This window comes from Allorhizobium sp. nf9_anc (assembly GCF_056323085.1).
This window is the reverse complement of record NZ_CM150481.1, coordinates 709,106-735,560: the sequence shown is the minus strand read 5'-3', so window position 1 is coordinate 735,560 and position 26,455 is coordinate 709,106. Positions and strand designations below refer to the sequence as shown.

Sequence of the window (26,455 nt, the reverse complement as noted above, 5' to 3'; positions counted from 1 at the left end):
GATTTCACGCACAATCACCAACCCGACCGAGGCCATCCACCCATGCTGAAACCCCGCCGCAACGGACGCATTCTCTGGCTCGCCTATGCGGCTTTTGCGATCACCGTACTGGTTGCCGGCCTCTTCTATGCCGGCGAGCGTGGACAGGCCTCGGCACTCGACGCCCTGGCGGAGGATGCGGGCTCCGATGCCGCCTTGAAGCAGGCGCTGCTGCTCACCGCCCTCGACCGGTCGCGCACCTTGCCGCTGGTGCTGGCAAGCGACGCGGACCTGACGGAAGCGCTTGAGACACCCTCGCCGGGCGCCATCACTCAGCTCAACGAAAAGCTTGAGGCTCTCATCCCCGGCACAGGCGCCTCGGTGATCTACGTCGTGAACTTCGACGGCACCGCCATAGCGGCGAGCAACTTTCGCCAGCCCGACAGCTTCGTCGGCAGCAACTACGCTTTTCGGGAGTATTTCACCGGCGCCCTGACACGAGGCACCGCCGAACATTATGCCTTGGGCAATGTCAGCCGCAGGCCAGGGCTCTACCTGTCTCGCCGCGTCGAAGACGAGACCGGACGAGCGCTGGGCGTGGTGGTCGTCAAGGTCGAGTTCGAGGCACTCGAGCAGAACTGGCAGCGCTCCGGCCGCATCACCTATGTGACAGATCCCAAAGGTATCGTGCTGATCACAAGCCGTCCCGAATGGCGCTTCCTGACCGTGACGGACATCCCCCAGGAGGAGCGGATCGCGATCCGGGAGAGCCTGCAGTTCGGCGAAGCGCCGCTTTTGCCCATTCCCATATGGTCGCTGGAAGATCTCGCCGGCCACACGATGGTGGCGACCGACACATCCGGCACGGTCCCGCGCCAGCCGCATTTCGCCGAGGCGCTGCCTCTGCCGGGCACGCCGTGGACGCTGCACATCCTCAGCCCCGCAGCCGCCGCCATGGATGCCGGCATCCTGCAGGATCGCCTCGCATTCGTAGCCATCGCCCTGCCCCTGCTCGCGGCAGCCGGCCTGCTGCTCCACCGCTTCGGCCGCGCCGCCCGTCGCGAGGCCGAAGCGAAAGCCGCCCAGGTCGAGCTTGAGCGGCAGGTCAAACTCCGCACCGTCGAACTGACCGAAGCGCGCGACCGCCTCCAGGCCGAAATCACCGAACACCGGGCAACCGACAGCCGCCTGCAGGGCGTGCAGCAGGATCTTGTCCAGGCCAATCGCCTGGCGATCCTTGGTCAGGTCGCAGCCGGCGTAGCGCATGAGATCAACCAGCCGGTCGCCACCATCCGCGCCTATGCCGACAATGCCAAGGCCTTCCTCGATCGCGGCAACGGCGAGACGGCGAAGGAAAACCTTGGCCTGATCGCCGAGCTCACCGACCGCATCGGCGCGATCACCGGAGAGCTGAAGGGCCTTGCCCGAAAGGGTCGCCAGGCCGCCGAGCCCGTTACGGCCAAGGCTGCGATCGATGGCGCGCTGTTCCTCTTGAAGAGCCGTTTCGCCGGCAGCTTTGACCGGCTTGCTATTGGCGACATACCCTCAGACATCGCTGTTCTCGGCCAGCGTATCCGCCTCGAACAGGTGCTGATCAACCTCCTGCAAAACGCGCTCGAAGCCATTGACGACAAAGCGGATGCCACAATCACCATCGGGCTTTCCCGCCTGACGGACGACGAAGTGGATCTCTCGGTCAGCGACACTGGTCCCGGCCTGCCGGATCACGTCAGGGACAACCTCTTCATCCCCTTCACCACCTCCAAAGAGGGAGGCCTGGGCCTTGGCCTCGTGATCGCACGTGACATCGTCACCGAATATGGCGGCCGGCTCTCCGTGGATACGAGCAAGGACGGCACCACCTTCACCATCACCCTCAAAAGGGCCAGCGCATGAGCATCGACATCATCCTCGTTGACGACGATCAGGCGCTGCGCCGCGCCACCCGCCAGACGCTGGAGCTTGCCGGTTATGCCGTGCGCGATTTCGGCGCCGCACCGCAGGCGCTCGCCCAGCTGTCGCGGGAAAGCGAGGCCGTCGTCGTGACCGACATCCGGATGGCCGGCATGGACGGGCTGGAACTCTTTGCCCGCCTCCGCAGCCTCGACCCGGATCTGCCGGTGCTGCTCATCACCGGTCATGGCGATGTCGACATGGCGGTCAGGGCTCTCCACGACGGCGCCTACGACTTCATCGCCAAACCGTTTCCCGCCGACCGCCTCGTCCAGAGCGTCGCGCGCGCCATCGAGAAGCGCCGGCTGGTCCTCGAAAACCGCCGCCTGCGCGAGGCAGCCACCACGACGCCGGACGACCTGCCCCTCATCGGCCAGACGCCTGCGATGGAGCATCTGCGCCAAACGCTCCGCCAGATAGCCGACACCGATGTCGACGTGCTGATCGCCGGCGAAACCGGCAGCGGCAAGGAAGTGGTCGCCACCCTCCTGCATCGCTGGAGCCGCCGTGCACGCGGCAACTTCGTCGCCCTGAACTGCGGCGCCCTGCCCGAGACGGTCATCGAAAGCGAACTCTTCGGCCACGAACCGGGCGCCTTCACCGGCGCCCAGAAGAAGCGCGTCGGCCGTATCGAACATGCAAGCGGCGGCACGCTGTTCCTCGACGAGATCGAGAGCATGCCGCTCTCCACCCAGGTGAAGATGTTGCGGGTTCTGGAAATGAGGGAGGTGAGCCCGCTCGGCACCAATGAGATCAGGCCCGTGGACCTGCGCGTGGTCGCCGCCGCCAAACTCGATCTCGGCAATCCCGCCGAGCGCGGCGAGTTCCGTGCGGACCTTTACTATCGCCTCAACGTCGTGACGATCTCGATCCCGCCGCTGCGCGAACGCCGCGCCGACATCCCACTGCTCTTTGCCCATTTCGCCACCCGCGCCGCCGAGCGCTTCCGTCGCGAGATGCCGGCCATGACCACCGAGGTGCGACGCCATCTCGAAAGCCACGACTGGCCGGGCAATGTGCGGGAACTCTCGCATTTCGCCGAACGCGTCGTGCTCGGCATCACCCCGCCGCCGAAGCAGGCCTCACAGGCTGCGGGACCCGGCCCCAGCCTGCCCGAGCAGATGGAGAGCCACGAAGCGAGCCTCATCCGCGAGGCGCTGACCGCCAACAAGGGTGACGTGCGCTCGACGATCGAGGCCCTCGGCATTCCGCGCAAGACCTTCTACGACAAGCTCCAGCGCCACGGCATCAACCGCGCCGATTACGAATAGCCGCCAGCAGCCTTGGAAGGGGTAGCAGCGTCGCCGCCTGCATTCCGCATCTCGGCCGCCATAGTGGCGGCAGCGCGCGCCAGCAGCCCCGTATCCGTGCCGTTGGCCATGAAGCGCACACCGGCGCGGCGCGCGAGCGCGATCATCTCCGCGTCGCCGGTCATGATGCCTGCCGGCTTGCCGGCAGCCCGGATCTTGCCGATCAGCGTTTCAACCGTTTCCATCACCTCAGGCACGGTCGCCTTGCCGCGATAGCCCATGTCGGCAGAGAGATCGGCCGGCCCGATCAACACGGCATCGACGCCTTCGACAGCCAGGATCGCCTCGGCATTCTCGACGCCGAGCCGGCTCTCGATCTGCGCGATCAGGCAGACCTCATCATTGGCCGTATCGGCATAGTCACTCACCCGCCCGAAATCAGACGCGCGCCCAAGGCTTGCGCCCATGCCGCGAATGCCGAATGGCGGATAACGCAGCGCCTTGGCCAGCATGCTGGCCTGTTCTGGCGTCTCGACCATCGGGATCATCAGTGTCTGCGCCCCGATATCGAGCGCCTGCTTGATCATCCAGGGCTCGCCGACGGGCAGCCGCACCACCGGATGGGCGGCATGACGCGTGACGGCCGCGAGCTGGGCTGCGATCAGCGGAATGTCGTTCGGCCCATGTTCGGCATCGATGAGGATCCAGTCGAAGCCGGCCCCGGCACAGATTTCCGCCGAATGCGGATTGGCGAGCGCCACCCAGAGGCCGGTCAGGAGACCGGTGTCTTCGCGGAGGGCTTTCTTGAAGGGGTTCACGGGGGCGGGCATGCGTCTTCTCCTCAGGCAATCACCAACCGGCCATGTGGCCGGAGACCACAAGCTATCCCCGGAAGCGATGGAGACCGCAAGTCTCGTTCTCTGTCTCCGGTACGCCCGCGACATTGAACCCGAGGGCGTCGCCGTGATACGGGGCAGCCCATAAACAACACGCAGGAACTGCCCGATGCTCCCCTGGATCCAGCTCGACACGGCCAAGATACCCGGCGGCGGCGAATTGCGCCTGAAGAGCCGGGGATCAGAATTCTCCATAATGCTCGGCACCAACGAGCTGATGAACAGCCGCCTTAGCGGCTCCGAAGAGGCGCTCGCCACCCTCGCCTTCGAGCGGATCGCCACCCACAAGCGCCTGCACATCCTGATCGGCGGCCTCGGCATGGGCTTCACGCTGCGCGCCGCTCTCGCCGTCTTGCCCGAGGATGCCAAGGTCACCGTCGCCGAACTCGTGCCCGCCGTCGTCGACTGGGCGCGCGGACCGATGGCCGAGATCTATGCCGGCAGCCTCGACGACCCGCGCGTGGCAATCCATGTCGGCGATGTCGGCGCGCTGATCGCCAAATCCAAGGGTATCTTCGACGCCATCCTGCTCGATGTCGACAACGGCCCTGACGGCCTCACCCGCGAAGCGAATGACGGCCTCTATTCCCATGACGGTTTACGCAAATCCAAGGCAGCACTCACCCGCGGCGGCGTTCTCGGCGTCTGGTCACAGGGTCCAGATCCCTACTTCACGCGCCGCTTGAAGGACTGCGGCTATGGCGCAGAAGAGATTCCCGTCCGCGCAGGGAAAACGGGACGCGGCAAGAAGCACATGATCTGGATGGCGAAGGCCTGAAGGGCTTCATCAGGCGGCACCGCTTTGGCTTCGCCAACACCCCCTCTGTCACTGCGTGACATCTCCCCGATGCGCAGAGCAATTGCATATGGATTTTGAGCGGCGCACGAAGCGGGGTCGCTCTTCTCCCCAGCGGGGAGAAGGTCCCGGCAGGGGGATGAGGGGGCGCGAAGCGCTAAAGCTGTGCCGCGCAGCCCCCTCATCGCCTCGCATACGCTCGGCACTTCTCCCCGCTGGGGAGAAGAGGGAACCCGGCCCGTTACCGGTGCAGAGCAGAGGGGGATGTCGCACGGCAAAACGCGACTGATAATTCTATCCCCACAGCCCACGCGGCGGCAGCGGCATCACCGCGCCGTCATAAGCAATCGCCGGCTCGCGATCCCGCGCCAGAAGCAGCGGCCCGTCGAGATCGACAAAGGCCGCCCCCTGCCCGATCAGGAAGGCCGGCGCCATGGCAAGCGAGGTCCCGACCATGCAGCCGACCATGATCTCGAAGCCGGCCTCGACCGCCGCATCGCGCATCAGCAGCGCTTCCGTCAGCCCGCCCGTCTTGTCGAGCTTGATGTTGACGGCGTCATACCTACCCTTCAGCGAAGCCAGCGATGCCGTGTCATGGCAGCTTTCGTCGGCACACACGGGCAGGACCCTATCAAGACCGAGAAGGGCATCATCAGAACCCGCCGGAAACGGCTGCTCGACGAGCTTCACCCCGAGATCGAGAAACACAGGCGCCAGCGCCTTGTATTGCGCAAGGCTCCAGCCCTCATTGGCATCGACGATGATCGCCGACTTAGGCGCCCCTGCGCGCACCGCCCGGATGCGCTCGACATCCCCCTCGCCACCGAGCTTGACTTTCAGCAGCGGCCGCGCGGCCTCCTTCTCCGCCGCAGCCTGCATGCTTTCAGGCGTGCCTAGCGACAGCGTATAGGTGACCGACAGCGCCTTTGGCTCTTGTAACTTGAGAAGTTGCCAGACCGGCAGCCCCGCCCGCTTGGCTTCCAGATCCCAGAACGCGCAGTCCAGCGCATTGCGCGCCGCCCCCGGCTTCAGCCGGCTCTGCAGCCCGGCACGGTCGAGACCGTCCGCCACCTCAGGCACGAGCGCCGTCAGTATCTCAGCGACACTCTCCACCGTCTCGCCGTAGCGCGCATAGGGCACGCATTCGCCCTGCCCGACATGCGCGCCATCCGTCAGCCGCACGGTGACCACCTTTGCCTCGGTCTTCGACCCGCGCGAAATCGTGAAGCTGCCCGCAATCGGGAAGCTTTCCGGTGTGACGGTCATATGGACAGGCATGGGATCTCCTCTCGCGGGCAATCCCCGCGAATCGCTGCTCTTGCACGAAGATGCAATCCTTTCTATATCCGTCAACTAAAGGACCGGTACCGGCAGCGGGCCAAAAACCCCGCAAAGCCTGACGTAGATCCCCGCAATGGGCGGGATGAACGGTCGCATGAAGCACAGAGACGAAGCCCGTGAACACGCTGGATTTTGACAAGAGACCGGAAGATACGCGCGTTGTCGTCGCCATGTCGGGCGGCGTGGATTCGTCCGTCGTCGCCGGCATCCTGAAGCGCGAGGGCTATGACGTCCTCGGCATCACGCTGCAGCTCTACGACCATGGCGCCGCGGTCCACCGTGCCGGCTCCTGCTGCGCCGGCCAGGACATCGACGATGCCCGCCGCGTCTGCGAAACGCTCGGCATTCCCCATTATGTGCTCGATTACGAACAGCGTTTCCGTGACACCGTGATCAACCCGTTCATGGAAAGCTATGTCGCCGGCGAAACGCCGATCCCCTGCGTAGCCTGCAACCAGACGGTCAAGTTCGCCGATCTGCTTGCGACGGCACGAGAACTCGGCGCCGATGCGCTGGCGACCGGCCATTATATCCGCTCGAAGTCGGTGCCGCTGGCAAACGATCCCGGCCACCGCGCTCTCTTCCGCCCGATCGATAGCGAGCGCGACCAGAGCTATTTCCTCTTTGCCACCACGCAGGAGCAGATCGACTATCTGCGCTTCCCGCTCGGCGCCATGTCGAAGGCGGAAGTCCGCAAGCTTGCCGAAGACATGGGCCTCGTCGTCGCCCAGAAGGCCGACAGCCAGGACATCTGTTTCGTGCCGCAGGGCAAGTATGCCGACGTGATCAACAAGCTGAAGCCGAATGCGGCTCTGGCCGGTGACATCGTGCATCTCGATGGCCGTATTCTCGGCAACCACGAAGGCATCCTGCATTACACGATCGGCCAGCGGAAGGGTTTGGGCGTCGCCACCGGCGAGCCGCTCTACGTCATCTATCTCGACGCCCGCTCGCGCCGCGTCATCGTCGGCCCGAAGGAAGCGCTGGAAACCCACCGCGTCTATCTGCGCGACATCAACTGGCTGGGCGACCGCACACTGGCCGAAGACGCTGGTGACGGCATGCCCTGCTTTGCCAAGGTCCGCTCCACCCGGCCGCCGACCCCGGCCGTGCTGCATGCTGACGAGCGCGGCGTCTATGTCGATCTCGAAATCGGCGAAGCCGGTGTGGCCCCCGGCCAGGCCTGCGTGCTCTATTCGGCAACCGGTGCGGACGCCCGCGTCTATGGCGGCGGCTTCATCGAACGCTCGGAACGTTCAGGGACAGCAGAAGCCTCGCTGAAGGCGCTTCTGGCAAGTCCTGTCGCGGCCTGACGCCTGAGCTTTCGGGCCGCCTGCAAGGTCTTCTCCCAAGCCGGTGGAAAGCCACACTGTTTTTGGCCAAACCGCGCTTGACTTTGATCGGAGCCTCGCCTTATAAGCCGCCCATCGCTTCGGACGGGCTGCCACGGCCCATCAGGTTTCCGAATGTGTGGCGGGATAGCTCAGGTGGTTAGAGCGTGGGATTCATAACCCCAAGGTCGGCGGTTCAAGTCCGCCTCCCGCTACCAAAATTCTTCAAAAGAATACTCGACTATCCTTCGGATAGTTTCTTGCTTAACTGCTGCATAAAAGAACGAGTGCTGTTAAAGATCGCAGCTGCACTATCTTCATTATATATGTCCGAGGGATGCATAGCGTGGTTGCGCCAGGCATTTTTTATGAACCGAAAGTGCGTTGCAGCCTCTGCGGCCCACTGCTCTTCTTCCTTGCCATGTGAGTGCTTTCCTATTTGCCGGGACTTGGCTTCAATTTGATTGAGAGCAGCATTCCAGTTCTCTACTGAATCAACTTCGTAGTGCTTCGCTAATGACTTCAATCCGGCCTCAAGCACTCTCATCAAGTGCATCACGCAAGCTGTATGTCTCCGTAAAGCCTGACATTTTGCGGCCTCAGCAATGTCATATTCTGCCGAAGGGAACGCTCTTGCAACGGCATCTCCGAATGGAGCCATAGCGGAAAAGCCGCGTGCATTTTCCTCCGTCATCGCAAACAAAACACGCCCATGCAATTCGTTGACAAACGCAAAAAGTACACGTTCTGCGGCTCGCACAATTTGCTCAAGTTTATGGCTATCCCTCCCTACAGGCGACGCCGTCAACTCGACGCAGTCTTCCATCGCTCGCCTTCCTGCGATGGCAACTCCAGTCATCCCGAGCGCTCGTGCGGAATTAGTCAACACATCCAAGCTCTTTATGAATTGTGCGCGCGTGGTGGGCGAATGGTTTATCGGAGCCATCATGTCAGTTTTCTGAAGTATCTGAATGTGAACCTGCCATTCACCGATGCACCCGCTTAAGAAGGCTATTGCCGAGATGACTTGAATATCCAAACTCTGCATCCGGCCATTGATCCTTTCAGATTTCATCGTTTCAGAATATGTTGTGGCATAAGGAAATTTCTATCAAGCGACAGATCAACCCATTGCTGCGGTAGCAACAGGCGGTACAGTATTGGCAAAGCGCGTCAAAGCTCTTGAAGACGATATGAAGCGGGTCCTGCAGGACACCGCCGAGATCAAGGGCATGCTGCGCGCAGCACCGTCTGCGATCGAGTTCGGCGAGCTGAAAGGCCGCATCAACAGCCTGCCGACCATGGGCAAGGCCGCTGCCATGCTGTCGATCGCAGCGGCCGTCATCGTTATCCTCAACAACTGGACGGCCGTGCGTTCCTGGCACGTCGGTTAGGCCACCCTCACCGAGCCGCCCAAACCAGCCCCCTTCTTACAATCTCCCGCATCTGCGGCACCGCGAACTCCGCCGCCTGGTGGCCGAGCGAGGAATAGAACACCCTGCCCTGCCCGTGGCGGCGTTTCCAGACGACCGGCATCACATGTCCTTCGATCCAGGCATCGTGCTCACCGGTAAACGTCGTCGTCGCCAGCACCTCATTGTTGGGGTCGACATGCATGTAATACTGCTCGGAGCGATAGGGGAAGTCACTGACGCCGGAGACGAGCGGGTCCTCGGGCTTCACGATATTGACCGTATAATCATAGATATTGCCGGGATGGGCGACCCACTGGCCGCCGATCATGTATTGATACTGAACGCAGTCGCGAAAGCTGTCGCCGGCCTGGCCGTGGAAGCCGCCGAGGCCGACGCCGCCGCGGATGGCGAGTTCGAGGTTCTCGATTTCAGGCTTCTCGATCTTGGTCATCGTCAGCATGGGCACGATGAGGCTGTAGTCGCGGATCGCGGGATCGGCAAAGGCCTCCGTGCCCGCTTCGACGCGGACGGAAAAGCCCTCCGCCTGCAGCATGTTGGAGACGACGGCGGCGCATTGTTCGGGCTGGTGTCCGTCCCAGCCGCCCCAGCAAATCAGAACCTGACGCATGTGAATTTCCCTGTTGTTGTCTTCAGCGGCCGATCAGGCCATCGATGAGCGACTGTTCGAGCGGCGCCGGCCGCTCAACGCTCGTGGTGATGGTGACCGTCTCGCCCCGGTCGGAGGCCGTCTGGAAGGCCTCCATGACTTCGAGCACATGCAGCGCCAGATCCCCATTTGCCCGGTGCGGTCGGTCGGAGAGAATGGCATGCGCCATTCAGAACCTGACGCATGTGAATTTCCCTGTTGTTGTCTTCAGCGGCCGATCAGGCCATCGATGAGCGACTGTTCGAGCGGCGCCGGCCGCTCAACGCTCGTGGTGATGGTGACCGTCTCGCCCCGGTCGGAGGCCGTCTGGAAGGCCTCCATGACTTCGAGCACATGCAGCGCCAGATCCCCATTTGCCCGGTGCGGTCGGTCGGAGAGAATGGCATGCGCCATGTCGGCGACACCGAGCGAGCGCCAGTTTCCATCGGCATAAGGCAGCGTCACCGGCTTCCCTTGCGCCTCGCCGGTCAGCGGCAGGACAAACACGTCACCGCCGAAATGATTGGGATCCGGCACAATCAGCGTGCCCTCGGTGCCATAGACCTCGAGCGGCTTGTGCCAGTGGGCTGCAACATCGAAGCTCATGGAGATCTGCACCACCGCGCCATTGGCGAAGGACATGAGACCCGCGACATGCGTCGGCACATGGACGGGGATCGTCTCGCCCCGGCGCGGCTCGCTGCCGATCTTTCTGGTGTCGCGAACCTTGGTGGCAAAGCCCGCCACCTTTTCGACCGGGCCGAAGAGATTGACGAGATCGGTGATGTAGTAGGGCCCCATGTCGAGCATCGGCCCGCCACCGGCCTCGTAGTAGAAATCGGGATTGGGATGCCATCGCTCGTGACCGGGGCACATGAAGTAAGCCGTGCCGCCGATCGGCTGGCCGATCACGCCCTGGTCGATCAGCCCGCGCGCCGTCTGATGCGCGCCGCCGAGAAAGGTATCGGGGGCAGATCCCACCCTGAGGTTGAGCGATTTTGCCGCCTCCACGAGCCGCTTGCCCTCGGCAAAGGTCACACCGAGCGGCTTTTCCGAATAGACATGTTTGCCGGCTTGGAGCGCCTTCAGCCCCACCTCGACATGCGCCTTGGGGATCGTCAGATTGACGATGATGGCAACCTCGGGATCCGCATGCAGCTCGTCGATGGTGAGCGCCGGCACACCGAATTCTGCCGCCCGCGCTTCTGCCAGCGAAGCGTTGAGATCGGCAATCCCACAGACCTTGAGAATGGGAAAATGCTGGAGCGCCTTCAGATAAGCGCCTGAAATATTGCCGCATCCGATGATGCCGATGCCGACCTGCTGCATGTCTTGAAGATCCTCGCTCCCGGACGAATGTCCACCTGCGACCGCCGGGCAAGAACGCAACCGTTCCTCCTCGCTGCCTTGCGATCGCCCGGCAGACTGGTGGCAAATGCGACTGACGTCAACGCCTGTTTCTCGCCAGGCGAGCATGCGGGGGCCGCCCTCCACCGGCATCACCACCCCCGATCGGGGGATGCTAGATCCGGGGGCGGTTAAGAAAACCTTTCGTTAAATTTTAATGAATAGAATGGCGGGCCTGTAGCGAGGTTTTGTCATGCGTACCGCTCTCATATCTGCCCTCGGCGTCATGCTGACGCTGTCGGCCTGTGCCAAGCCGCCATCCCAGACCCGCAATGCCTGCGCGATTTTCGAGCAGCGCGACGGGCTGTTCAACAACTGGCGCCGCGCCGCCGTCGATGCTGAACGCGAATACGGCGTGCCGGTCCCGATCCTGATGGCGACGATCTATACGGAATCGAGTTTCCGCCACAACGCCAAGCCGCCGCGCAAGATGATCCTGGGCTTCATCCCCGGAAAGCGCGCATCGTCGGCCTATGGCTACTCCCAGGCCCTTGACGGCACCTGGGAACGCTACCAGCGCGAAACCGGCCGCTGGGGCGCCCGCCGCACCGATTTCGCCGACGCCATCCGCTTCATCGGCTGGTATCACCGCGAGAGCGCGACGAAGGTCAACATCCCCTTGAACGACCCTTACAAGCTCTATCTCGCCTACCACTCCGGCCACACCGGCTATCTGCGCGGCGCCTACAACAAGCGCCCGGAGGCTCTGCGCGGCGCGAAGCGGTTTACCGACATTACCTATACCTACGCCAAGCAGTTGCAGCAGTGCCCGGGCTAAGGGTGGCGCGCCTGATCAGACCAATGCACTAAAACGAAAAAGCCTCCCCACCGTGACCGATGGGGAGGCTTGTTGCATTCAGCACCGCTGGAGATCAGTTGGCGCTCTGGATCGCCGAGATCTGCCACTGGGTGTTCGGGCGGCGGGCGAAGGTCCAGATCTCGACCGATTCGACCGGCGTATTCGGATCGCCTTCGACGACGTCGCCGCTCTGGCGGTCGACCACATAGTCGATCGCTTCATAGCGCATCGCCACCGTTGCGTATTCCATCTTGTCCTCGGCCCAGCTTTCAGCCACGTCGCCCTGGACGAGATGAATGTCACGCACCGTATTCTTCACACCCTTCGTCGCGTTCTCGCTAAGCTCTTCGGCGAGATAGGACATGGCTTCCGGCGTGGTGATGCGGCGGAGTGCACCGTAGTCTTCCTCGGCATAGGCGCGCTGCATTTCCTGCAGGAGCTGTTCGAAGCGCTCCAGATCCTTCGGCGCAATGCCGAGTTCATCGGCCGAACCCGAACGGGCGGCAGAGGCGCTGGCCGCAGCACCGCCGCCAAGCTTCGGAATCTGGAAGCTCGGACGCAGCTGGTCACCGCTCTGATTGTCACGCGCCATCCCGCCAAAGCCGCCGAAACCGGGGCCGACGCTCGGGCCTGATGCCGGCGCCTGACGGTTGGCGAACATGCGCATGGCAAAGCGGATCAGGAAGAAGATCAGCAGGCCCTGCAGGAGCAGGCCGAGGAAGCCGAAGCCGCCGCCGAAACCGGTGCCCATCAGCATGCCAAACAGACCACCGAGCAGCAGGCCGCCCATGAGACCGCCGGCGAGACCGCCGAACAGACCACCCGGACGCGCTGCCTGGTTGGCCGCCGTCGACTGGGCCGCACCCGGCTGGTTCGCATTGGTGCGCGGCGTCATCGTCCGTTCGATCGGAGCAGCGGGTGCCGGCGCCGTGCGGGTGATCGCCGGCTGATTGAAGGTGCGCGTGCCACGGCTGCCGAAGCCGCCTGAAGCGCGACGGGCTTCAGCGAAATCGACGGCCACGAGCGTGACCATCATGCCGAGCGCGAGCGTCGCGAATATCTTTCCGTATTGCCGCATGGGTGTTTCCTGTCCTCCTCGAAACAGTCTCTATGCCCTTTTAGGGGCTTGGCTCCCATATGGAGAGAGCTCACCCTCTTTTGAAGAGTGAGCCCCGCAATTTCCATTGAATTTCAAGTGATCGGGATCAGCCGTTGAGCCCGAACTTGATGATCAGGCCGACGATTGTGATCGCAAGCACCCCGCCAGCCCAGAGGCCGACGAACCACAAAAGACGGCTGGCAATCAGGCGCTTGTCCATCAGTGATAGCCCTCGTCCGGATTGAGCTTGCCGCGGAAAACCCAATAGGCATAGGCGGTATAGCCCAGGATCATCGGCACCAGGATGACCGCACCGTAGAGCAGGAAGGCGAGGCTCTCATCGGGTGCGGCAGCCTCCCAGATCGTCAGCGAGGACGGCACGATATAGGGATAGAAGCTGATGCCGATGCCGGCATAACCGAGCACGAAGAGCCCGAGCGCCGCGATGAATGGCCGCGCGTCATGTCCCGCCTTCAGCCCCGTGACGATCAGGTAGAGACAGCCAAGCACCAGAGCCGGCACGATGACGGAGAAGATCATCGTCGGGTAACCGAACCAGCGCTCGAAATAGGGCGTTTCCAGGAACGGCGTCCAGAGGCTGAAGATCCCCATGGCCCCGACGGTTGCGAAGGAGAGCGGCAGGGCGAGAGAGCGGGCGCGCCTGCATATCTCACCCTCCGTCTTCATGACGATCCATGTCGCCCCGAGAAGGGCGTAGCCGATGACCAGCGCCACGCCTGTGGCCACCGAAAACGGCGTCAACCAGTCCCACCAACCGCCAGAATAGGCGCGGTTCTCAACCGGAATGCCCTGGACCAGTGCCCCGAGCGCCACGCCCTGGAAGAAGGCAGCAACCACCGAACCGCCGGTGAAGGCCCAGTTCCACAGATGTTCCGCCCTTTGCGTGCGCCAGCGATATTCGAAGGCGACGCCACGGAAGATCAGGCCCAAGAGCATCAGGATGATCGGGGCATAGAGCGCCGGCAGAATGGTCGCATAGGCGAGCGGGAAGACCGCGAGTAGCCCTCCCCCACCCAGCACCAGCCAGGTCTCGTTGCCGTCCCAGACGGGCGCCACCGAATTCATCATCAGGTCCTTCTCGTGCTTTTCCGGAAAGAAGGGAAACAGGATCCCGACGCCTAAGTCGAAGCCGTCGAGGATGACATAGGCGAGCACCGCAAAGGCAATGATGCCGGCCCAGATGAAAGGGAGATCAATGGGCATATTTGCCTCCATGGTGACCGGGCTGGGCAGCCGGCGTGATGCCGGAGGTGCGGATCGGGCCATCGTCGAGATCCGGCATCGGGTCACGCGGCAGGCGGCCCATCAGGCGCAGGATGTAGAAGGTGCCGGCCCCGAAGACGATGAAATAGACTACGATGAAGGCGATCAGCGAGGCGGCAACGGCGGGGGCCGCGATCGGCGAAATCGAATCCGCCGTCAGGAGATGGCCGTAGATCGTATACGGCTGGCGGCCGACCTCGGTTGTGATCCAGCCGGCAAGCACCGCGACGAAGCCCGAGGGACCCATGACGAGGGCAGCCCTGTGCAGCCAGTGATTGGAGTGAAGCGTTCCCTTCCAGCGACACCAGAGCGAGAAGAGGCCGACACCGAGCATGCCGAAACCGATCATGATCATCACACGGAAGGACCAGAAGACGATAGCGACCGGCGGCTCCTTGTCGTCGGGGATCGTATCGAGGCCTGCGAGCGGGGCGTTCAGATCATGCTTCAGGATCAGGCTCGACAGCTTGGGGATCTGGATCGCATAGTCGATCCGCTTCTCTTCCGTGTTCGGAATGCCGAAGAGGATCAGCGGCGCTCCCTCCGGATGGCTGTCGAAATGGCCTTCCATGGCCATGACCTTGACCGGCTGATACTCAAGCGTGTTGAGGCCATGCATGTCGCCAGCGACAATCTGGATAGGCGCAACGATCGCCGCCATCCACATCGCCATGGAGAACATCACGCCGGCGCGGCGCGGTGCTGTGCCCTTCAGCAGATGCCAGGCGCCGACCGCACCGACGACAAAGGCGGTCGTGAGATAGGCGGCGATGACCATATGAACGAGGCGATAGGGGAAGGATGGATTGAAGACGATCTTCCACCAATCAACAGGCACGAACTGCCCGACATCATTCATCGCGAAGCCTGCAGGCGTCTGCATCCAGGAATTCACCGAGAGGATCCAGGTGGCCGAGATCAGCGTCCCGAATGCGACCATCAGGGTGGCAAAGAAATGCAGGCCCGGCCCGACGCGGTTGCGACCGAAGAGCATGACGCCCAAAAAGCCCGCTTCGAGGAAGAAGGCGGTCAGCACCTCATAGCCCATCAGAGGACCGATCACCGGTCCAGCCTTGTCGGAAAACACCGACCAGTTGGTGCCGAACTGGTAGGACATCACGATGCCCGACACGACCCCCATGCCGAAGGCGACCGCGAAGATCGTCTTCCAGAAGTCGAAGAGCTCCAGATAGACCTTGTCCTTCTTCCAGAGATAGAGGCCTTCGAGCACCGCGAGATAGCTCGCAAGGCCGATGGAAAAGGCAGGAAATATGATGTGGAACGATACGGTAAAGGCAAACTGTATGCGTGCCAGGAGTTGCGCGTCGAAGTGCTCGAACATGGGATGTCCTTTCCTTCTCTCCTCCCGGAGATGATAAACATCAACTATACCCTCGCACCGGCAAGGCAATGCGACAACCCGCCATGCGTCAGTTCAACGCATAATACTTTTCATATGTTTCTAATCTAACCCTACTTCCGGCGGAAAACGCAAACGGCGCGGGTTTGATCCCGCGCCGTCTTTGTCGATGATATCGAGAACGTCGATCAGTCGACGTTGAACACCAGCGGCTTGGCCTGCTTGACCGCCGGGTTGGCGGTGAGCTGGTCGAGAACCGCCTGCTCCACCGGGCCATCGACGTAAAGAAGCGCGATCGCGTCGCCACCTTCCTTGTCGCGACCGAGCTGGAAGTTCGCGATGTTGACCTTGGCATTGCCGAGCGTGGTGCCCATGAAGCCGATCATGCCGGGAACGTCGGTGTTGGAGATGTAGATCATGTTCGGACCGACATCGGCATCCATGTTGATGCCCTTGATCTGGATGAAGCGCGGCTTGCCGTCGGAGAAGACGGTACCGGCAACCGAGCGGGTCTGCTTCTCGGTGGTGACGGTGAGCTTGATATAGCCGTCATAGACGCCAGTCTTGTCGCGCTTCACTTCCGAGACGATGACGCCCTTTTCCTTGATCATGATCGGGGCTGAAACCATGTTGACGTCGGCAACCTGCGGGCGGATGAGACCTGCCAGCAGCGCAGACGTCAGCGCCTTGGTGTTCATGCCGGAGGTCACGCCGTCATAGAGGATCTCGATTTCCTTGATCGGGTTCTCGGTCATCTGGCCGGCAAACGAACCGAGCACGTCGGCGAGACGGATGAACGGCTTCAGGATCGGCGCTTCCTCAGCCGTGATCGACGGCATGTTGATGGCGTTCGAGACAGCACCCTTCATGAGATAGTCAGACATCTGCTCGGCGACCTGCAGTGCGACGTTCTCCTGGGCTTCCGTGGTCGAGGCACCGAGATGCGGCGTGCAGACGACATTCGGCAGGCCGAAAAGAGGGCTCTCGGTCGCAGGTTCGACTTCGAAGACGTCGAAGCCTGCACCGGCGACATGGCCGGACTTGATGGCGTCGGCAAGGGCTGCCTCATCCACGAGACCACCACGGGCGCAGTTGATGATGCGCACGCCGGGCTTCGTCTTGGCAATGTTGTCCTTGCCGAGGATGCCGCGGGTCTTGTCGGTCATCGGCACGTGGAGCGTGATGAAGTCCGCACGCGGCAGGAGTTCGTCAAGCTCGACCTTTTCGACGCCCATCTCCTGTGCGCGTTCAGCCGAGAGGAAGGGGTCATAGGCGATGACGGACATTCCAAGGCCGATCGCCTTCTTGCAGACGATGCCACCGATATTGCCGGCACCGATGACGCCGAGCGTCTTGCCGGTGATTTCGACACCCATGAACTTCGACTTTTCCCACTTGCCGGCCTGGGTCGAGGCATCGGCCTGCGGCAGCTGGCGGGCAACGGCAAACATCAGGGCGATGGCGTGTTCTGCCGTCGTGATCGAGTTGCCGAAGGGCGTGTTCATGACGATGATGCCGCGCTTCGACGCAGCCGGAATGTCGACATTGTCGACGCCGATGCCGGCGCGGCCAATGACCTTCAGGTTGGTCGCAGCAGCAATCAGCTTTTCCGTCGCCTTGGTGGCCGAACGGATGGCGAGACCATCATAGTTGCCGATGATTTCGGCAAGCTTTTCCTTGTCCTTGCCGAGCTTCGGCTGGAAATCCACTTCAACGCCGCGATCACGGAAGATCTGGACGGCGGTTTCAGACAATTCGTCGGATACGAGAACGCGAGGTGCCATGACGAGGCCTCCTTCAGAGAGTTCGTTTGAAGAAAATGATGAGAATTGCGGGGCTCCGCCGGTCAGGCGGAGCCGATATCGGCAAGGATCAGGCGGCAGCCTTGGCCAGAGACGCCTTCTGCGTCTCATAGGCGAAGGAGAGCCACGGCATGAGAGCCGCCATATCGGCAGTCTCGATCGTGGCACCTGCCCAGATGCGAAGGCCGGCCGGTGCATCACGGTAAGCGCCGATGTCGAAGGCGACACCCTGCTTTTCGAGGATGCTGGCAATACCCTTGGCAAAGGCTGCCTGGGCATCGGCATCGAGTGCGGTCACTTCGGGATCAACGATCTTGACGCAGACGGAGGTGTTCGACCGCGTAGCCGGGTCGACCGCGAGATTGGCGATCCAGTCGTTCTTTTCGATGAAGTCGAAGATGACCTTGGCATTGGCGTCGGCGCGCGCGATCAGGGCTTCGAGGCCACCGATCGACTTTGCCCACTTCAGCGCATCGACATAGTCTTCGACGCAAAGCATCGACGGCGTGTTGATGGTTTCACCGACAAAGATGCCTTCGATCAGCTTGCCACCCGAGGTCATGCGGAAGATCTTCGGCAGCGGCCAGGCGGGCACATAGGTCGTCAGACGCTCCACAGCACGCGGAGAGAGAATGATCACACCGTGACCGCCCTCGCCGCCCAAAACCTTCTGCCAGGAGAAGGTCGTGACATCGAGCTTGGAGAAGTCGAGATCCTGCGCAAAGGCCGCCGAGGTGGCGTCGCAGATGGTCAGACCTTTGCGATCGGCAGGGATAAAGTCGGCATTCGCCACGCGAACGCCCGAGGTCGTGCCGTTCCAGGTGAAAACGACGTCGCGGTCGAAATCGACGGCGGCGAGATCCGGCAGCAGACCGTAGTCGGCATTGAACTTGCGGACATCGGCAAGCTTCAGCTGCTTCACCACATCGGTGACCCAGCCGGCGCCGAAGCTTTCCCAGGACAGCATGTCGACGCCGCGCTCGCCGAGCAGAGACCACATGGCCATTTCAACAGCGCCCGTGTCGGAGGCCGGAACAATGCCGATGCGGTAGTCAGCGGGAACATTGAGAATTTCGCGGGTAAGGTCGATGGCCAGCTTCAGCTTTTCCTTGCCGACCTTGGCGCGGTGCGAACGACCGAGCGGGGCATCGGAAAGCGCATCGAGCGACCAACCGGGACGCTTCGAGCAGGGGCCAGACGAAAAATGAGAGTTTGCCGGACGCGCGGCGGGGGCGATCACATCAGCCATATAGATACCCTTCCAGGTAATTAGCCTCTCGTTGGGGAGAGGTGTCCCGCCGTCGGAACTACTCCTGTCGCCCATGTCAGTCAAGCGGGCTTGCGTCGCGATGAGCAAAATTTTTGTTCCGTCCGCGCCAAGGATGGCGCAGCCCGGCACCGACGACTGTCATCAATCCGTCATCCATCGAGCGCATCTGCCTGAAGACCCACCGCCTCCAGTCCCGCCACCACGGAGCCCGCATCGATGTTTCCCCTGAGCAGCGCCATTCCAGGCCTCGTCTGGGCCTACCGGATTACCCCCGGCATGCGAAGCGAACGACTGCCGGCGGAATGTTCCATCGAGCAGGCACAGCCGGGGGATGGCTTCATCTGGCTCCATCTCAACCTGGCGGACGGACGCGTGCCAGCGTTTCTCGAACAGTTCCAGCCCCTGACACCCCCCGCGATCGCAGCGCTCACCACCCATGACACCCATGCAGCACTTTCGGTGGACGAGGGCCTGCTGTTCGGCACCCTGATCGATTTTCAGCGTGAGTTCGATTCGACCACAAGGGACATTGGATGGCTGCATGTCGCCCTGTCAGGCAACTTCATCATCACGACGAGGCTGCAACCGATCCGCTCGGTCGACAAGGTCCGCGCGGCGGTCGAAAAGAACGCCGCGCGCTACACCTCGCCGCTTCAAATCTTCGAACTGCTCGTGGCCGAGTTTCAACGCGGCCTGATCGCCGTGGTTCTGGAACTGACGGAAGAGTTGAACCAGATCGAAGACCATGTCTACGGCACGGAAATGCGCGACGAGCGGCGGCGACTGACACCCGTGCGGCGGCTTATCGTCAGGCTGCACAGGCACTTGCGCACCATGCTGCTGGTCATGCGCCGGGCCGCAGCCGCCGATGACGAGGACTTGCCAGAGGAGATGGAAGACAGCCTCGCGCGTCTCGCAGCAAGGCTCGAAGCCGTCGATCAGGATGTCTATGCGCTGGCGGACCGGGCAAGGCTCCTGCATGAGGAACTCGATTCCAAGCAGAGCGCCGAGACGAACCGGCATCTCTACATCCTGTCGCTGATGACGGCATTGCTCCTGCCGCCTTCACTGGTCACCGGCTTCTTCGGCATGAACACCACCGCCCTCCCCTTTGCGGAAGGATTGCACGGCACGGCCTATGCCTTCGGCTTCATCCTGATCTCGGTCATGCTGTCCTGGTGGATCCTGCGCAGAACCGGAATTCTCTGAGCCCAGACGCGCGAAAGGGCCCGAAGGGGGCCCTTTCTGGTCTGTGATGTTGGACGTCCGTGTCCGGCTTACTTGTAGACCGGCAGTTCCGGCGGCGGCTCGTAGGCGACGGGGGTTTCGCAACCACCGAAGACATAACGTGCGCCGGCATGGACGCTGTGGCTGTAGAAGCCTTTGTCGTAGCCCGGGCCGCCGTTCGAGGCGTAGCCGAACATGTCGCCACCCATTGTGTGGCGGAAGCGGTAGCCGAGGTCGGCCTTGACGTTGCAGGTCACGTCGATCGAGGCACCAGCCATCAGCTGATAGGCGAAGCGCCAGCTGCCCTTGCCGCCATGTTCGACGGTAGGATCGCAGCCCGAGCCGTTGTCTGCGCAAGACGTGTTCCGCAGCTTGTCCCACTTGACGTAGGAGCCACCGATACCACCGCCGATGTACGGCGTGAAATAGGCGTAAGTGCCGAGGTCGACATAGGCGTTCGCCATAAGCGTGTAAGCCTTCAGTGCAGCCAGGTCACTCGAAGTGCATGGTGTAGCGGCGAAACCGCACTCACCCTTCGTCGAACCATTGAAGTCAGACTTGAACATGTAGTCGAAGGTCAAGTCGGTGCGCAGATAGCTGTTGACCTGATAACCGACACCACCACCAAGCCAGAAGCTGTCCTTGATCGAGGAAGTCGTGAAATCGACTTCATTGTCGTTGCCGCCCTGGAAATACTTGGCGCCACGCAGCTTGTTGAAATTGTAGCCGAGATCACCGCGCAGGTACCAGCCAGACGCTTCTGCAACAGCAACTTCCGGTGCGTCGACATAGGCCGGCTGCGGTTCGGCCTGATAGACATCAGCGGCATAGGCGGCCGAGCTGGCAAGCAGGGCTGCCGTGACCGCGGCAAAAATGGTTTTCGTCATGACAGGATACTCCAAATCCCAGCTTTTTCGCGTCAGGGCGTCCGAAGCCAGACATCCTGAATTGAGACGGATAATGGAGTGAAAAGGTTAAGTTGCGATTAACTACAGATCTTAACTCTAACCCTTATCCATTTGCTTACCTTGATACTTGCAACCAGATTGAGAGCAAAAAGAAAGGGCGCGGCTCCCTGGAGAACCGCGCCCTGACTTATATCGAATAGGCTCGCCTTACCGCCGCTCAGGCGGCGTGGCGACCCTGATTGGTGCGCATGGCACCGAGATTGAACAAGCCCAGTCGCTGATCCATCTCGGCAGCCTCACCGGCAAGCCGGTGAATGGCGGCGGTCGTTTCCTCGACCATCGCCGCATTCTGCTGGGTCATGGCGTCGAGCTGGTTCACCGATGTGTTGATATCGACGAGCGTCTGCGCCTCTTCCCGGGTGGATTCCATGATCTCACCGATATGGCTGTTGATCGACAGCACGTGGGAACCGATGCCATCCAGCGCATTGCCGGCCTTCTCGACCAGCTTGACGCCGTGATCCACTTCGCCGCGTGACTTCGACAGCAGGTTGGCGATCTCCTTGGCGGCATTCGACGAGCGCTGCGCAAGTTCGCGCACCTCCTGTGCCACCACAGCAAAGCCCTTGCCACTCTCGCCTGCCCGTGCCGCCTCGACACCGGCATTGAGCGCCAGAAGGTTGGTCTGGAAAGCGATCTCATCGATCACACCGATGATGTTGGAGATCGACTGGGACGATCCCTGGATCGCCTCCATTGCAGCGATCGTATCGCGCATGATGAGACCCGACATCGCGGTATCGTCCTTCGCTGCGCGGGCAATCCGCTCGGCTTCTTCGGCACGCGCGATCTGCGTCTTGACGGCGCTGGTGATCTCCTGGATCGCCGTGGCGGCCTGCGAGATGGCAGCCGCCTGGCGCTCGGTCCGCTCGGCAAGCTGGTCGGCGCCTGCGCGCATCTCCTCGGATCCCTCGCGCACTGCAACAGAATTGCCGCCGATCCCACCAAGCGTCGTGCTCAGTGTCTCGATTGCCTTGTTGAAGTTTGAGCGCAGACCTTCGAGATCAGCCGGGAAGCGGCGCTCGATCCGGAAGGCGAGATCGCCGGCAGCCAGCCTGTCCAGCCCCATATCGAGGGTCTCGACAACCTCTTGCAGAGTGCGGGCTTCAAGGTCCCGCTCTTCCATCCGCTGCCGACGCTCCTCCTCGGCACGTGCCCGTTCGTCACGACGCTCGGCAGACTGCCTCTGTTGCTCGATAAGCGCCTGGCGGAAACGTTCGAGCGCCCGCGCCATGCTGCCGATCTCGTCACGACGGTCCTGGTTTTCGACCGGCTGCTCGATCGCGCCGTCGGCAACGGCACCGGTGAAGGCGACGAGACGGTCGAGAGGCGCAAATAGACGGCGGGTGAAGACCCATGTGGCAGCAGCGAGAATGGCAAGAGCGATCAGACCCGTGATGATCAGGATCGTCGCAATACGGATCGAACCGGCTTCCAGTTCGGCCTTGGTCAGGCTCTCGGTCACCACGAAGTCCTGACCGGCAAAGCTGATCCGGCGGCCATAGACCACAGCTGCCCCTTCGGGGCGCTCACCGTCCTGAACGGCGATACCATCGCCCGAAATTGCGAAATCGGCGCGGACATCGGTCAACTTGCCTGAAGCGTCGAGCGCAATACCGGCCCCATTGCCCGACAGAATGGCGGCCGTCTGGCTGCTGCCGGCAATGATACCCTTGGACAACAGGTTGACGAAGACATCAGCCTTCACCTGGAACATCAGGCTGCCTTTGAAGCCGCCAAGCTTCACGAGGGGAACGGCGAAATAGATATCCGGCGCACCTGAATCGGCACCGACGGAAAGGCCTGAGAAATTGACGCCGACGACATCGTCGACGGCCTTCGCCGCAGCCTCGGCGGACTGCTGGTAAACGCGCCCGAGCCCGGTCGCCGCGAAGGTCCCCTCCTTCAGGTTCTCACCGAAGGCTGGGCCCTTCTCGAAGGAATAGATGACATTGCCGTTCTGGTCGGCGATCAGCATGTCGCTGAAGCTCGTGCCTGCAAGATAGGCGGCAACCTGGGCCTGGGTCGTCTCATGGGTGGAATAGTAGAAACCGCTCGGCCCCTCGGGCTTGATCAGCTTCTCGCGCTCGCCTGCCGGATGCGGGTTCTCGGTGACGAAGATGCGCTGCAGTTCCGCCTTGGCATCGCCTGTGCTCTTGGCGATGGTATTCCAGCCGCTCTTCAGGCCCGTCAGCGACTGCTGCAGGGTCTCGATCTTGGCGATCGATGCCGCCTGGTTTTCCAGTGCCTGCAGCTTCTCCGTCAGCAGGTCACCGCGGAAGGTGAGCGTGCTGGACATCGCCTTTTCCGTCTGCTCGCCGAACAGCTGGCTGGAGCTGCGATAGGCGAAGACGTTGAGCAGAGCGATGGTGATGAGCGTCAGCAGCAGAAAGACGGCGATGACTTTGAACGAAAGCGAATGGATGCGAGCTGTCATGGTTTTTGTTCCCGCTGGCCGGCCGGACAAGTCCGGTCGCGGCCAGAATTTCGATCTGCTGCGAAACACAGCAAATTCCCCTTTTATCCAGGAACAATCACTCTCTGCCCTTAATTGGCCGTAAAGATATTAGGCGAAACCCCGTAATACCAAGGGGTTCAGGCGGGCTGCGCCACGTGCTCCCGGAGGCCCGCAAAGAGCTCGACGGAACGCAGCCGGGCGTTCAGATCGTGGACCGGCGTCGAGACGATGACTTCATCGGGTCTGACCTCGGCGATAAAGCGGCCGAGCTTGTCCGCAGCCGTCTCAGGCGAACCCACGATCGCATAACGCAGGGTGTGCTCCACGCCGATACGCTCGACATCCGACCAGAAGCCTTCCATCGTATCGACGGGACGCGGGAACGCCCGGCGAACGTTGCGACGAAGGTTGACGAACTGCTGCTGGGCAGACGTGAAGAGGCGTTCGGCCTCCCGATCCGTCTCCGCAATCGCCGCCATGGTGCCGACCATCACATAGGGCTTCTGCAAGGAAGCCGACGGCTGGAAGCGCTCGCGGTAGATCTCGACAGCGTCGAGCAACTGATCCGGGGCAAAATGCGAGGCGAACGCATAGGGCAATCCAAGCGCGGCAGCGAGATGCGCGCTATAGAGGCTCGACCCGAGAAGCCAGATCGGCACGTGGCTGTTCATGCCGGGCACGGCGATCAGCCCGCCCTCGTCATCCGGCTCGCCCATCAGGCGCTGCAGTTCGAGAATGTCGTGTGGGAAGCTCTCGGCACCGGCATCCATATTGCGCCGGAGGGCACGCGCTGTGCGCATGTCCGTTCCCGGCGCACGGCCAAGACCGAGTTCAATGCGCCCAGGGTAGAGGGCTTCCAGGGTTCCGAACTGCTCGGCAATCACCAGCGGCGAATGGTTGGGCAACATGATGCCGCCGGAGCCGACGCGGATCGTCTCTGTGCCTGCCGCCACATGGGAGATCACCAGTGCCGTCGCTGCACTTGCGATGCCCGGCATGCCATGGTGCTCGGCCAGCCAGAAGCGGCGATATCCGTTCTCTTCCGCCACCTGCGCAAGCTTGCGCGACGCGTCCAGCGCCTCGCGGACCGAATGTCCCTCGGAGATGGGAGAAAGATCGAGAATGGAAAACGGTATCATGGCGGTGGCCCTGTTCTATGTACCTCCCTCATGTAGTCAGGCCCCGCCAAAGTCCCAAGAGGTGACGATAATAAATTATAATCACTTCGCTTGTTTTCGGTTTGTTCACATTTGACTGGCACACCAGCCCGCATCTGCATTAGGGTTTGGCATGACATCCACGATTCGCATCATAGGCATAGATCCAGGCCTGCGCCGCTGCGGCTGGGGCGTCATCGAGACGCTCGGCAACTCCCTGCGCTTCGTCGGATCGGGCACCGTCACCTCCGACGGAGACATGGATCTCGCCTCCCGCCTGTGCCAGCTGCATGATGGTCTGGCCGAAGTGGTGCATGCCTACAAGCCCGACGAGGCAGCCGTCGAACAGACCTTTGTCAACAAGGATGCGGTGGCGACCCTCAAGCTCGGCCAGGCCCGTGGCATCGCCATGCTGGTCCCTGCCCGCGCCGGCCTGCCGGTGGCGGAATATGCGCCAAACGCCGTGAAGAAGGCCGTCATCGGCGTCGGCCACGGCGAAAAGGCGCAGATCCACATGATGCTGAAGATCCTGATGCCCAAGGCCGAATTCAAGGGCAACGATGCCGCCGATGCCCTCGCCATCGCCATCTGCCACGCCCATAACAGGGGCGGCGACCGCATGCGCAAGGTGCTGGCCTCAGCCTGATTTGTTCTTGACTTGTTCCGTTGGCAGCCGTAAGTAATACTTCAGAGGTATTACCATGCGCGTCACCGAAAAAGGCCAGGTCACCATCCCCAAGGAAATCCGCGATCGGCTTGGCATCAAGCCAGGGTCGGAAGTGGAATTCGTTGTTGCCGAGAAGGGCGTCATGCTCGTCAAGAATGGTGACGCGACGGATGCATTCAAGGACTTCGACGCATGGGCAAGAAGCGTCCAGGGTGTCTTTGACACGAATGGAATGACAGCAGACGAATATGTCGATTGGCTGCGGGGACCGCGTGATGACCTCGACCGTCATTGACACCAATGCGCTGATTGATGTGCTGGGGCCGGGTAGCGAAACGCGTGCTTGGTCGCTTGATGCGATGAAGCGCTGCTTCCACGAAGGCCCTTTGGTGATTAACCCGGTCATCTGGTCAGAGCTTGCCGCTTCTCCTTTGAGCGAGCAGCAACTCAGCCAGGCGCTCGATTGGCTCGACCTGAAGAAAGAGCCGCTTTCCTATGAAGTGGCTTTCCGCGCTGGGAAAGCCCATCTGCTTTATCGAAAGAACGGCGGACAGCGCGACCGCACCCTACCGGACTTCCTTATTGGGGCCCACGCAGCCGTGAGGTCTCACCGTTTGCTGACACGGGATGCGGCGCGGTATCGCAGCTACTTCCCAGACCTCGACATCATCTCTCCCGAAACCCATCCCCTGTAACGCGACGGACTTATCCATGATCGGCAAACTCAAAGGCACCATCGACGAGATCGGCGACGACTATGTCCTCGTCGACGTCCACGGCGTCTGCTACGTCGCCCACTGCTCCTCGCGCACCCTCGGCCGCATCGGCTCTGCAGGGGAAGCAGTCGTCCTCTTCATCGAGACCTATGTGCGCGAAGACCAGTTGAAGCTCTTCGGCTTCATGAGCGCGCTGGAGCGGGAATGGTTCAAGCTCTTGCAAAGCGTGCAAGGTGTGGGTGCCAAGGTGGCGCTTGCCGTCCTCTCTACCCTCACCCCGTCGGAACTCGCGAACGCCATCGCGCTACAAGACAAGGCCGCGATCTCCCGTGCGCCTGGCGTCGGGCCGAAGGTCGCACTTCGCCTCGTGACCGAACTGAAGAACAAGGCCCCTGCTTTCGCCGGCGAGGCTTCGGCCAATATAGGCCTCAAGCAGGAACTCGGCGAAGGCGTGGCCTCCGTCCCGGTTGCCGATGCCGTCTCAGCACTGACCAACCTCGGCTACTCCCGTGACCAGGCCGCCAATGCCATCGCGGCGGCCCTCAAGAACGGCGGCGAAGGCGCTGATAGCGCCAAGCTGATACGGCTGGGGTTGAAGGAGCTGTCGCGGTAGGAATTGGCGCTAGAACGAAAT

General features: G+C 62.0%; 24 protein-coding genes, 1 tRNA gene and 1 pseudogene. 12 read left to right on the top strand and 14 right to left on the bottom strand.

Features of this window, described 5'->3' with window-relative positions:
* Positions 1-42: 42 nt before the first annotated feature.
* Both AC02Y0_RS03335 and AC02Y0_RS03330 read left to right on the top strand, forming a co-directional pair.
* Entirely contained in the window at positions 43-1,875 is a 1,833-nt protein-coding gene (locus AC02Y0_RS03335; RefSeq protein ID WP_476382391.1) for a sensor histidine kinase, read from the top strand.
* Positions 1,872-3,203 carry a sigma-54-dependent transcriptional regulator gene (locus tag AC02Y0_RS03330; RefSeq protein WP_476382389.1) on the top strand — a complete coding sequence of 444 codons (1,332 nt, stop codon included), beginning with the start codon at positions 1,872-1,874 and terminating at the stop codon, positions 3,201-3,203. The genes AC02Y0_RS03335 and AC02Y0_RS03330 overlap by 4 nt, the downstream gene beginning before the upstream one ends.
* Here AC02Y0_RS03330 and AC02Y0_RS03325 read toward each other — a convergent pair.
* The gene (locus AC02Y0_RS03325) at positions 3,194-4,012 is read right to left on the bottom strand and encodes an HpcH/HpaI aldolase family protein (RefSeq protein ID WP_476382387.1); all 819 of its coding nucleotides are present in this window, start codon (positions 4,010-4,012) and stop codon (positions 3,194-3,196) included. The genes AC02Y0_RS03330 and AC02Y0_RS03325 overlap by 10 nt on opposite strands.
* A gap of 175 nt (positions 4,013-4,187) precedes the next feature.
* Here AC02Y0_RS03325 and AC02Y0_RS03320 point away from each other — a divergent pair, with 175 nt between their 5' ends.
* Complete coding sequence (locus tag AC02Y0_RS03320; protein WP_476382385.1) at positions 4,188-4,856, top strand: spermine/spermidine synthase domain-containing protein; 669 nt, start codon at positions 4,188-4,190, stop codon at positions 4,854-4,856.
* Between the two features lie 312 nt (positions 4,857-5,168).
* On the opposite strand, the gene dgcA is transcribed toward AC02Y0_RS03320, so the two are convergent.
* Positions 5,169-6,152: an N-acetyl-D-Glu racemase DgcA gene (dgcA, locus tag AC02Y0_RS03315; protein WP_476382383.1), complete on the bottom strand. Its 984-nt coding sequence runs from the start codon at positions 6,150-6,152 to the stop codon at positions 5,169-5,171.
* A gap of 179 nt (positions 6,153-6,331) precedes the next feature.
* Between dgcA and mnmA the strand changes: the two genes are divergently transcribed.
* Together mnmA and AC02Y0_RS03305 are read left to right on the top strand one after the other, a co-directional pair.
* Complete coding sequence (gene mnmA / locus AC02Y0_RS03310) at positions 6,332-7,528, top strand: tRNA 2-thiouridine(34) synthase MnmA (RefSeq protein WP_476382381.1); 1,197 nt, start codon at positions 6,332-6,334, stop codon at positions 7,526-7,528.
* A 159-nt stretch (positions 7,529-7,687) separates the two neighbouring features.
* Positions 7,688-7,764, top strand: a tRNA-Met gene (locus AC02Y0_RS03305).
* 23 nt (positions 7,765-7,787) lie between these two features.
* Here AC02Y0_RS03305 and AC02Y0_RS03300 read toward each other — a convergent pair.
* Positions 7,788-8,594, bottom strand: coding sequence for a hypothetical protein (locus AC02Y0_RS03300; protein ID WP_476382379.1), 807 nt, complete (start codon positions 8,592-8,594; stop codon positions 7,788-7,790).
* A 112-nt stretch (positions 8,595-8,706) separates the two neighbouring features.
* Here AC02Y0_RS03300 and AC02Y0_RS03295 point away from each other — a divergent pair, with 112 nt between their 5' ends.
* Complete coding sequence (locus AC02Y0_RS03295) at positions 8,707-8,940, top strand: hypothetical protein (protein WP_476382377.1); 234 nt, start codon at positions 8,707-8,709, stop codon at positions 8,938-8,940.
* Positions 8,941-8,947: 7 nt separating this feature from the next.
* Here the strand turns inward: AC02Y0_RS03295 and AC02Y0_RS03290 are convergent, their stop codons facing one another.
* The 3 genes and pseudogenes from AC02Y0_RS03290 to AC02Y0_RS03280 all read right to left on the bottom strand — a co-directional run bounded on the left by AC02Y0_RS03290 (position 8,948) and on the right by AC02Y0_RS03280 (position 10,936).
* Positions 8,948-9,589 (bottom strand): ThuA domain-containing protein, encoded by a 642-nt coding sequence (locus tag AC02Y0_RS03290; protein ID WP_476382375.1) that lies wholly within the window; start codon positions 9,587-9,589, stop codon positions 8,948-8,950.
* Positions 9,590-9,611: 22 nt separating this feature from the next.
* Positions 9,612-9,797: pseudogene (locus tag AC02Y0_RS03285) on the bottom strand (gfo/Idh/MocA family oxidoreductase); the annotation flags it as partial.
* Positions 9,798-9,835: 38 nt separating this feature from the next.
* Complete coding sequence (locus AC02Y0_RS03280; protein ID WP_476382373.1) at positions 9,836-10,936, bottom strand: Gfo/Idh/MocA family protein; 1,101 nt, start codon at positions 10,934-10,936, stop codon at positions 9,836-9,838.
* 271 nt (positions 10,937-11,207) lie between these two features.
* Here AC02Y0_RS03280 and AC02Y0_RS03275 point away from each other — a divergent pair, with 271 nt between their 5' ends.
* A complete protein-coding gene (locus tag AC02Y0_RS03275) occupies positions 11,208-11,792 on the top strand; it encodes a transglycosylase SLT domain-containing protein (RefSeq protein WP_112244390.1) in 585 nt (194 codons plus the stop codon).
* A gap of 94 nt (positions 11,793-11,886) precedes the next feature.
* Here AC02Y0_RS03275 and AC02Y0_RS03270 read toward each other — a convergent pair whose 3' ends face one another.
* From AC02Y0_RS03270 to AC02Y0_RS03250, 5 genes are all read right to left on the bottom strand, one after another.
* Complete coding sequence (locus tag AC02Y0_RS03270; RefSeq protein WP_476382371.1) at positions 11,887-12,891, bottom strand: Tim44 domain-containing protein; 1,005 nt, start codon at positions 12,889-12,891, stop codon at positions 11,887-11,889.
* Between the two features lie 240 nt (positions 12,892-13,131).
* Complete coding sequence (gene cydB, locus AC02Y0_RS03265) at positions 13,132-14,136, bottom strand: cytochrome d ubiquinol oxidase subunit II (protein ID WP_476382369.1); 1,005 nt, start codon at positions 14,134-14,136, stop codon at positions 13,132-13,134.
* Positions 14,126-15,538, bottom strand: coding sequence for a cytochrome ubiquinol oxidase subunit I (locus tag AC02Y0_RS03260; RefSeq protein WP_476382367.1), 1,413 nt, complete (start codon positions 15,536-15,538; stop codon positions 14,126-14,128). Before AC02Y0_RS03260 ends, cydB begins: the two co-directional genes overlap by 11 nt.
* A gap of 206 nt (positions 15,539-15,744) precedes the next feature.
* Positions 15,745-17,340, bottom strand: a complete 1,596-nt coding sequence (serA, locus tag AC02Y0_RS03255; protein ID WP_102018316.1) for a phosphoglycerate dehydrogenase — start codon at positions 17,338-17,340, stop codon at positions 15,745-15,747.
* A gap of 88 nt (positions 17,341-17,428) precedes the next feature.
* Complete coding sequence (locus AC02Y0_RS03250; RefSeq protein WP_476382365.1) at positions 17,429-18,607, bottom strand: phosphoserine transaminase; 1,179 nt, start codon at positions 18,605-18,607, stop codon at positions 17,429-17,431.
* Positions 18,608-18,844: 237 nt separating this feature from the next.
* Between AC02Y0_RS03250 and AC02Y0_RS03245 the strand changes: the two genes are divergently transcribed.
* Positions 18,845-19,837, top strand: coding sequence for a transporter (locus AC02Y0_RS03245; RefSeq protein ID WP_476382363.1), 993 nt, complete (start codon positions 18,845-18,847; stop codon positions 19,835-19,837).
* 68 nt (positions 19,838-19,905) lie between these two features.
* Here the strand turns inward: AC02Y0_RS03245 and AC02Y0_RS03240 are convergent, their stop codons facing one another.
* The 3 genes from AC02Y0_RS03240 to AC02Y0_RS03230 form a co-directional block, all read right to left on the bottom strand.
* Positions 19,906-20,742, bottom strand: coding sequence for an outer membrane protein (locus tag AC02Y0_RS03240; RefSeq protein ID WP_476382361.1), 837 nt, complete (start codon positions 20,740-20,742; stop codon positions 19,906-19,908).
* Positions 20,743-20,980: 238 nt separating this feature from the next.
* On the bottom strand, positions 20,981-23,260 hold the full coding sequence (locus AC02Y0_RS03235; RefSeq protein ID WP_476382359.1) for a methyl-accepting chemotaxis protein: 2,280 nt from the start codon (positions 23,258-23,260) through the stop codon (positions 20,981-20,983).
* A 158-nt stretch (positions 23,261-23,418) separates the two neighbouring features.
* On the bottom strand, positions 23,419-24,420 hold the full coding sequence (locus tag AC02Y0_RS03230) for an LLM class flavin-dependent oxidoreductase (protein ID WP_476382357.1): 1,002 nt from the start codon (positions 24,418-24,420) through the stop codon (positions 23,419-23,421).
* Positions 24,421-24,571: 151 nt separating this feature from the next.
* Here AC02Y0_RS03230 and ruvC point away from each other — a divergent pair, with 151 nt between their 5' ends.
* The 4 genes from ruvC to ruvA are packed head-to-tail and all read left to right on the top strand — an operon-like array spanning position 24,572 to position 26,434.
* A complete protein-coding gene (gene ruvC, locus AC02Y0_RS03225) occupies positions 24,572-25,084 on the top strand; it encodes a crossover junction endodeoxyribonuclease RuvC (protein WP_102018322.1) in 513 nt (170 codons plus the stop codon).
* Positions 25,085-25,139: 55 nt separating this feature from the next.
* Positions 25,140-25,400 (top strand): AbrB/MazE/SpoVT family DNA-binding domain-containing protein, encoded by a 261-nt coding sequence (locus AC02Y0_RS03220; protein ID WP_476382354.1) that lies wholly within the window; start codon positions 25,140-25,142, stop codon positions 25,398-25,400.
* Complete coding sequence (locus AC02Y0_RS03215; protein ID WP_476382352.1) at positions 25,381-25,800, top strand: type II toxin-antitoxin system VapC family toxin; 420 nt, start codon at positions 25,381-25,383, stop codon at positions 25,798-25,800. Before AC02Y0_RS03220 ends, AC02Y0_RS03215 begins: the two co-directional genes overlap by 20 nt.
* A 16-nt stretch (positions 25,801-25,816) precedes the next feature.
* Complete coding sequence (ruvA, locus tag AC02Y0_RS03210) at positions 25,817-26,434, top strand: Holliday junction branch migration protein RuvA (protein WP_476382350.1); 618 nt, start codon at positions 25,817-25,819, stop codon at positions 26,432-26,434.
* Positions 26,435-26,455: the final 21 nt, after the last annotated feature.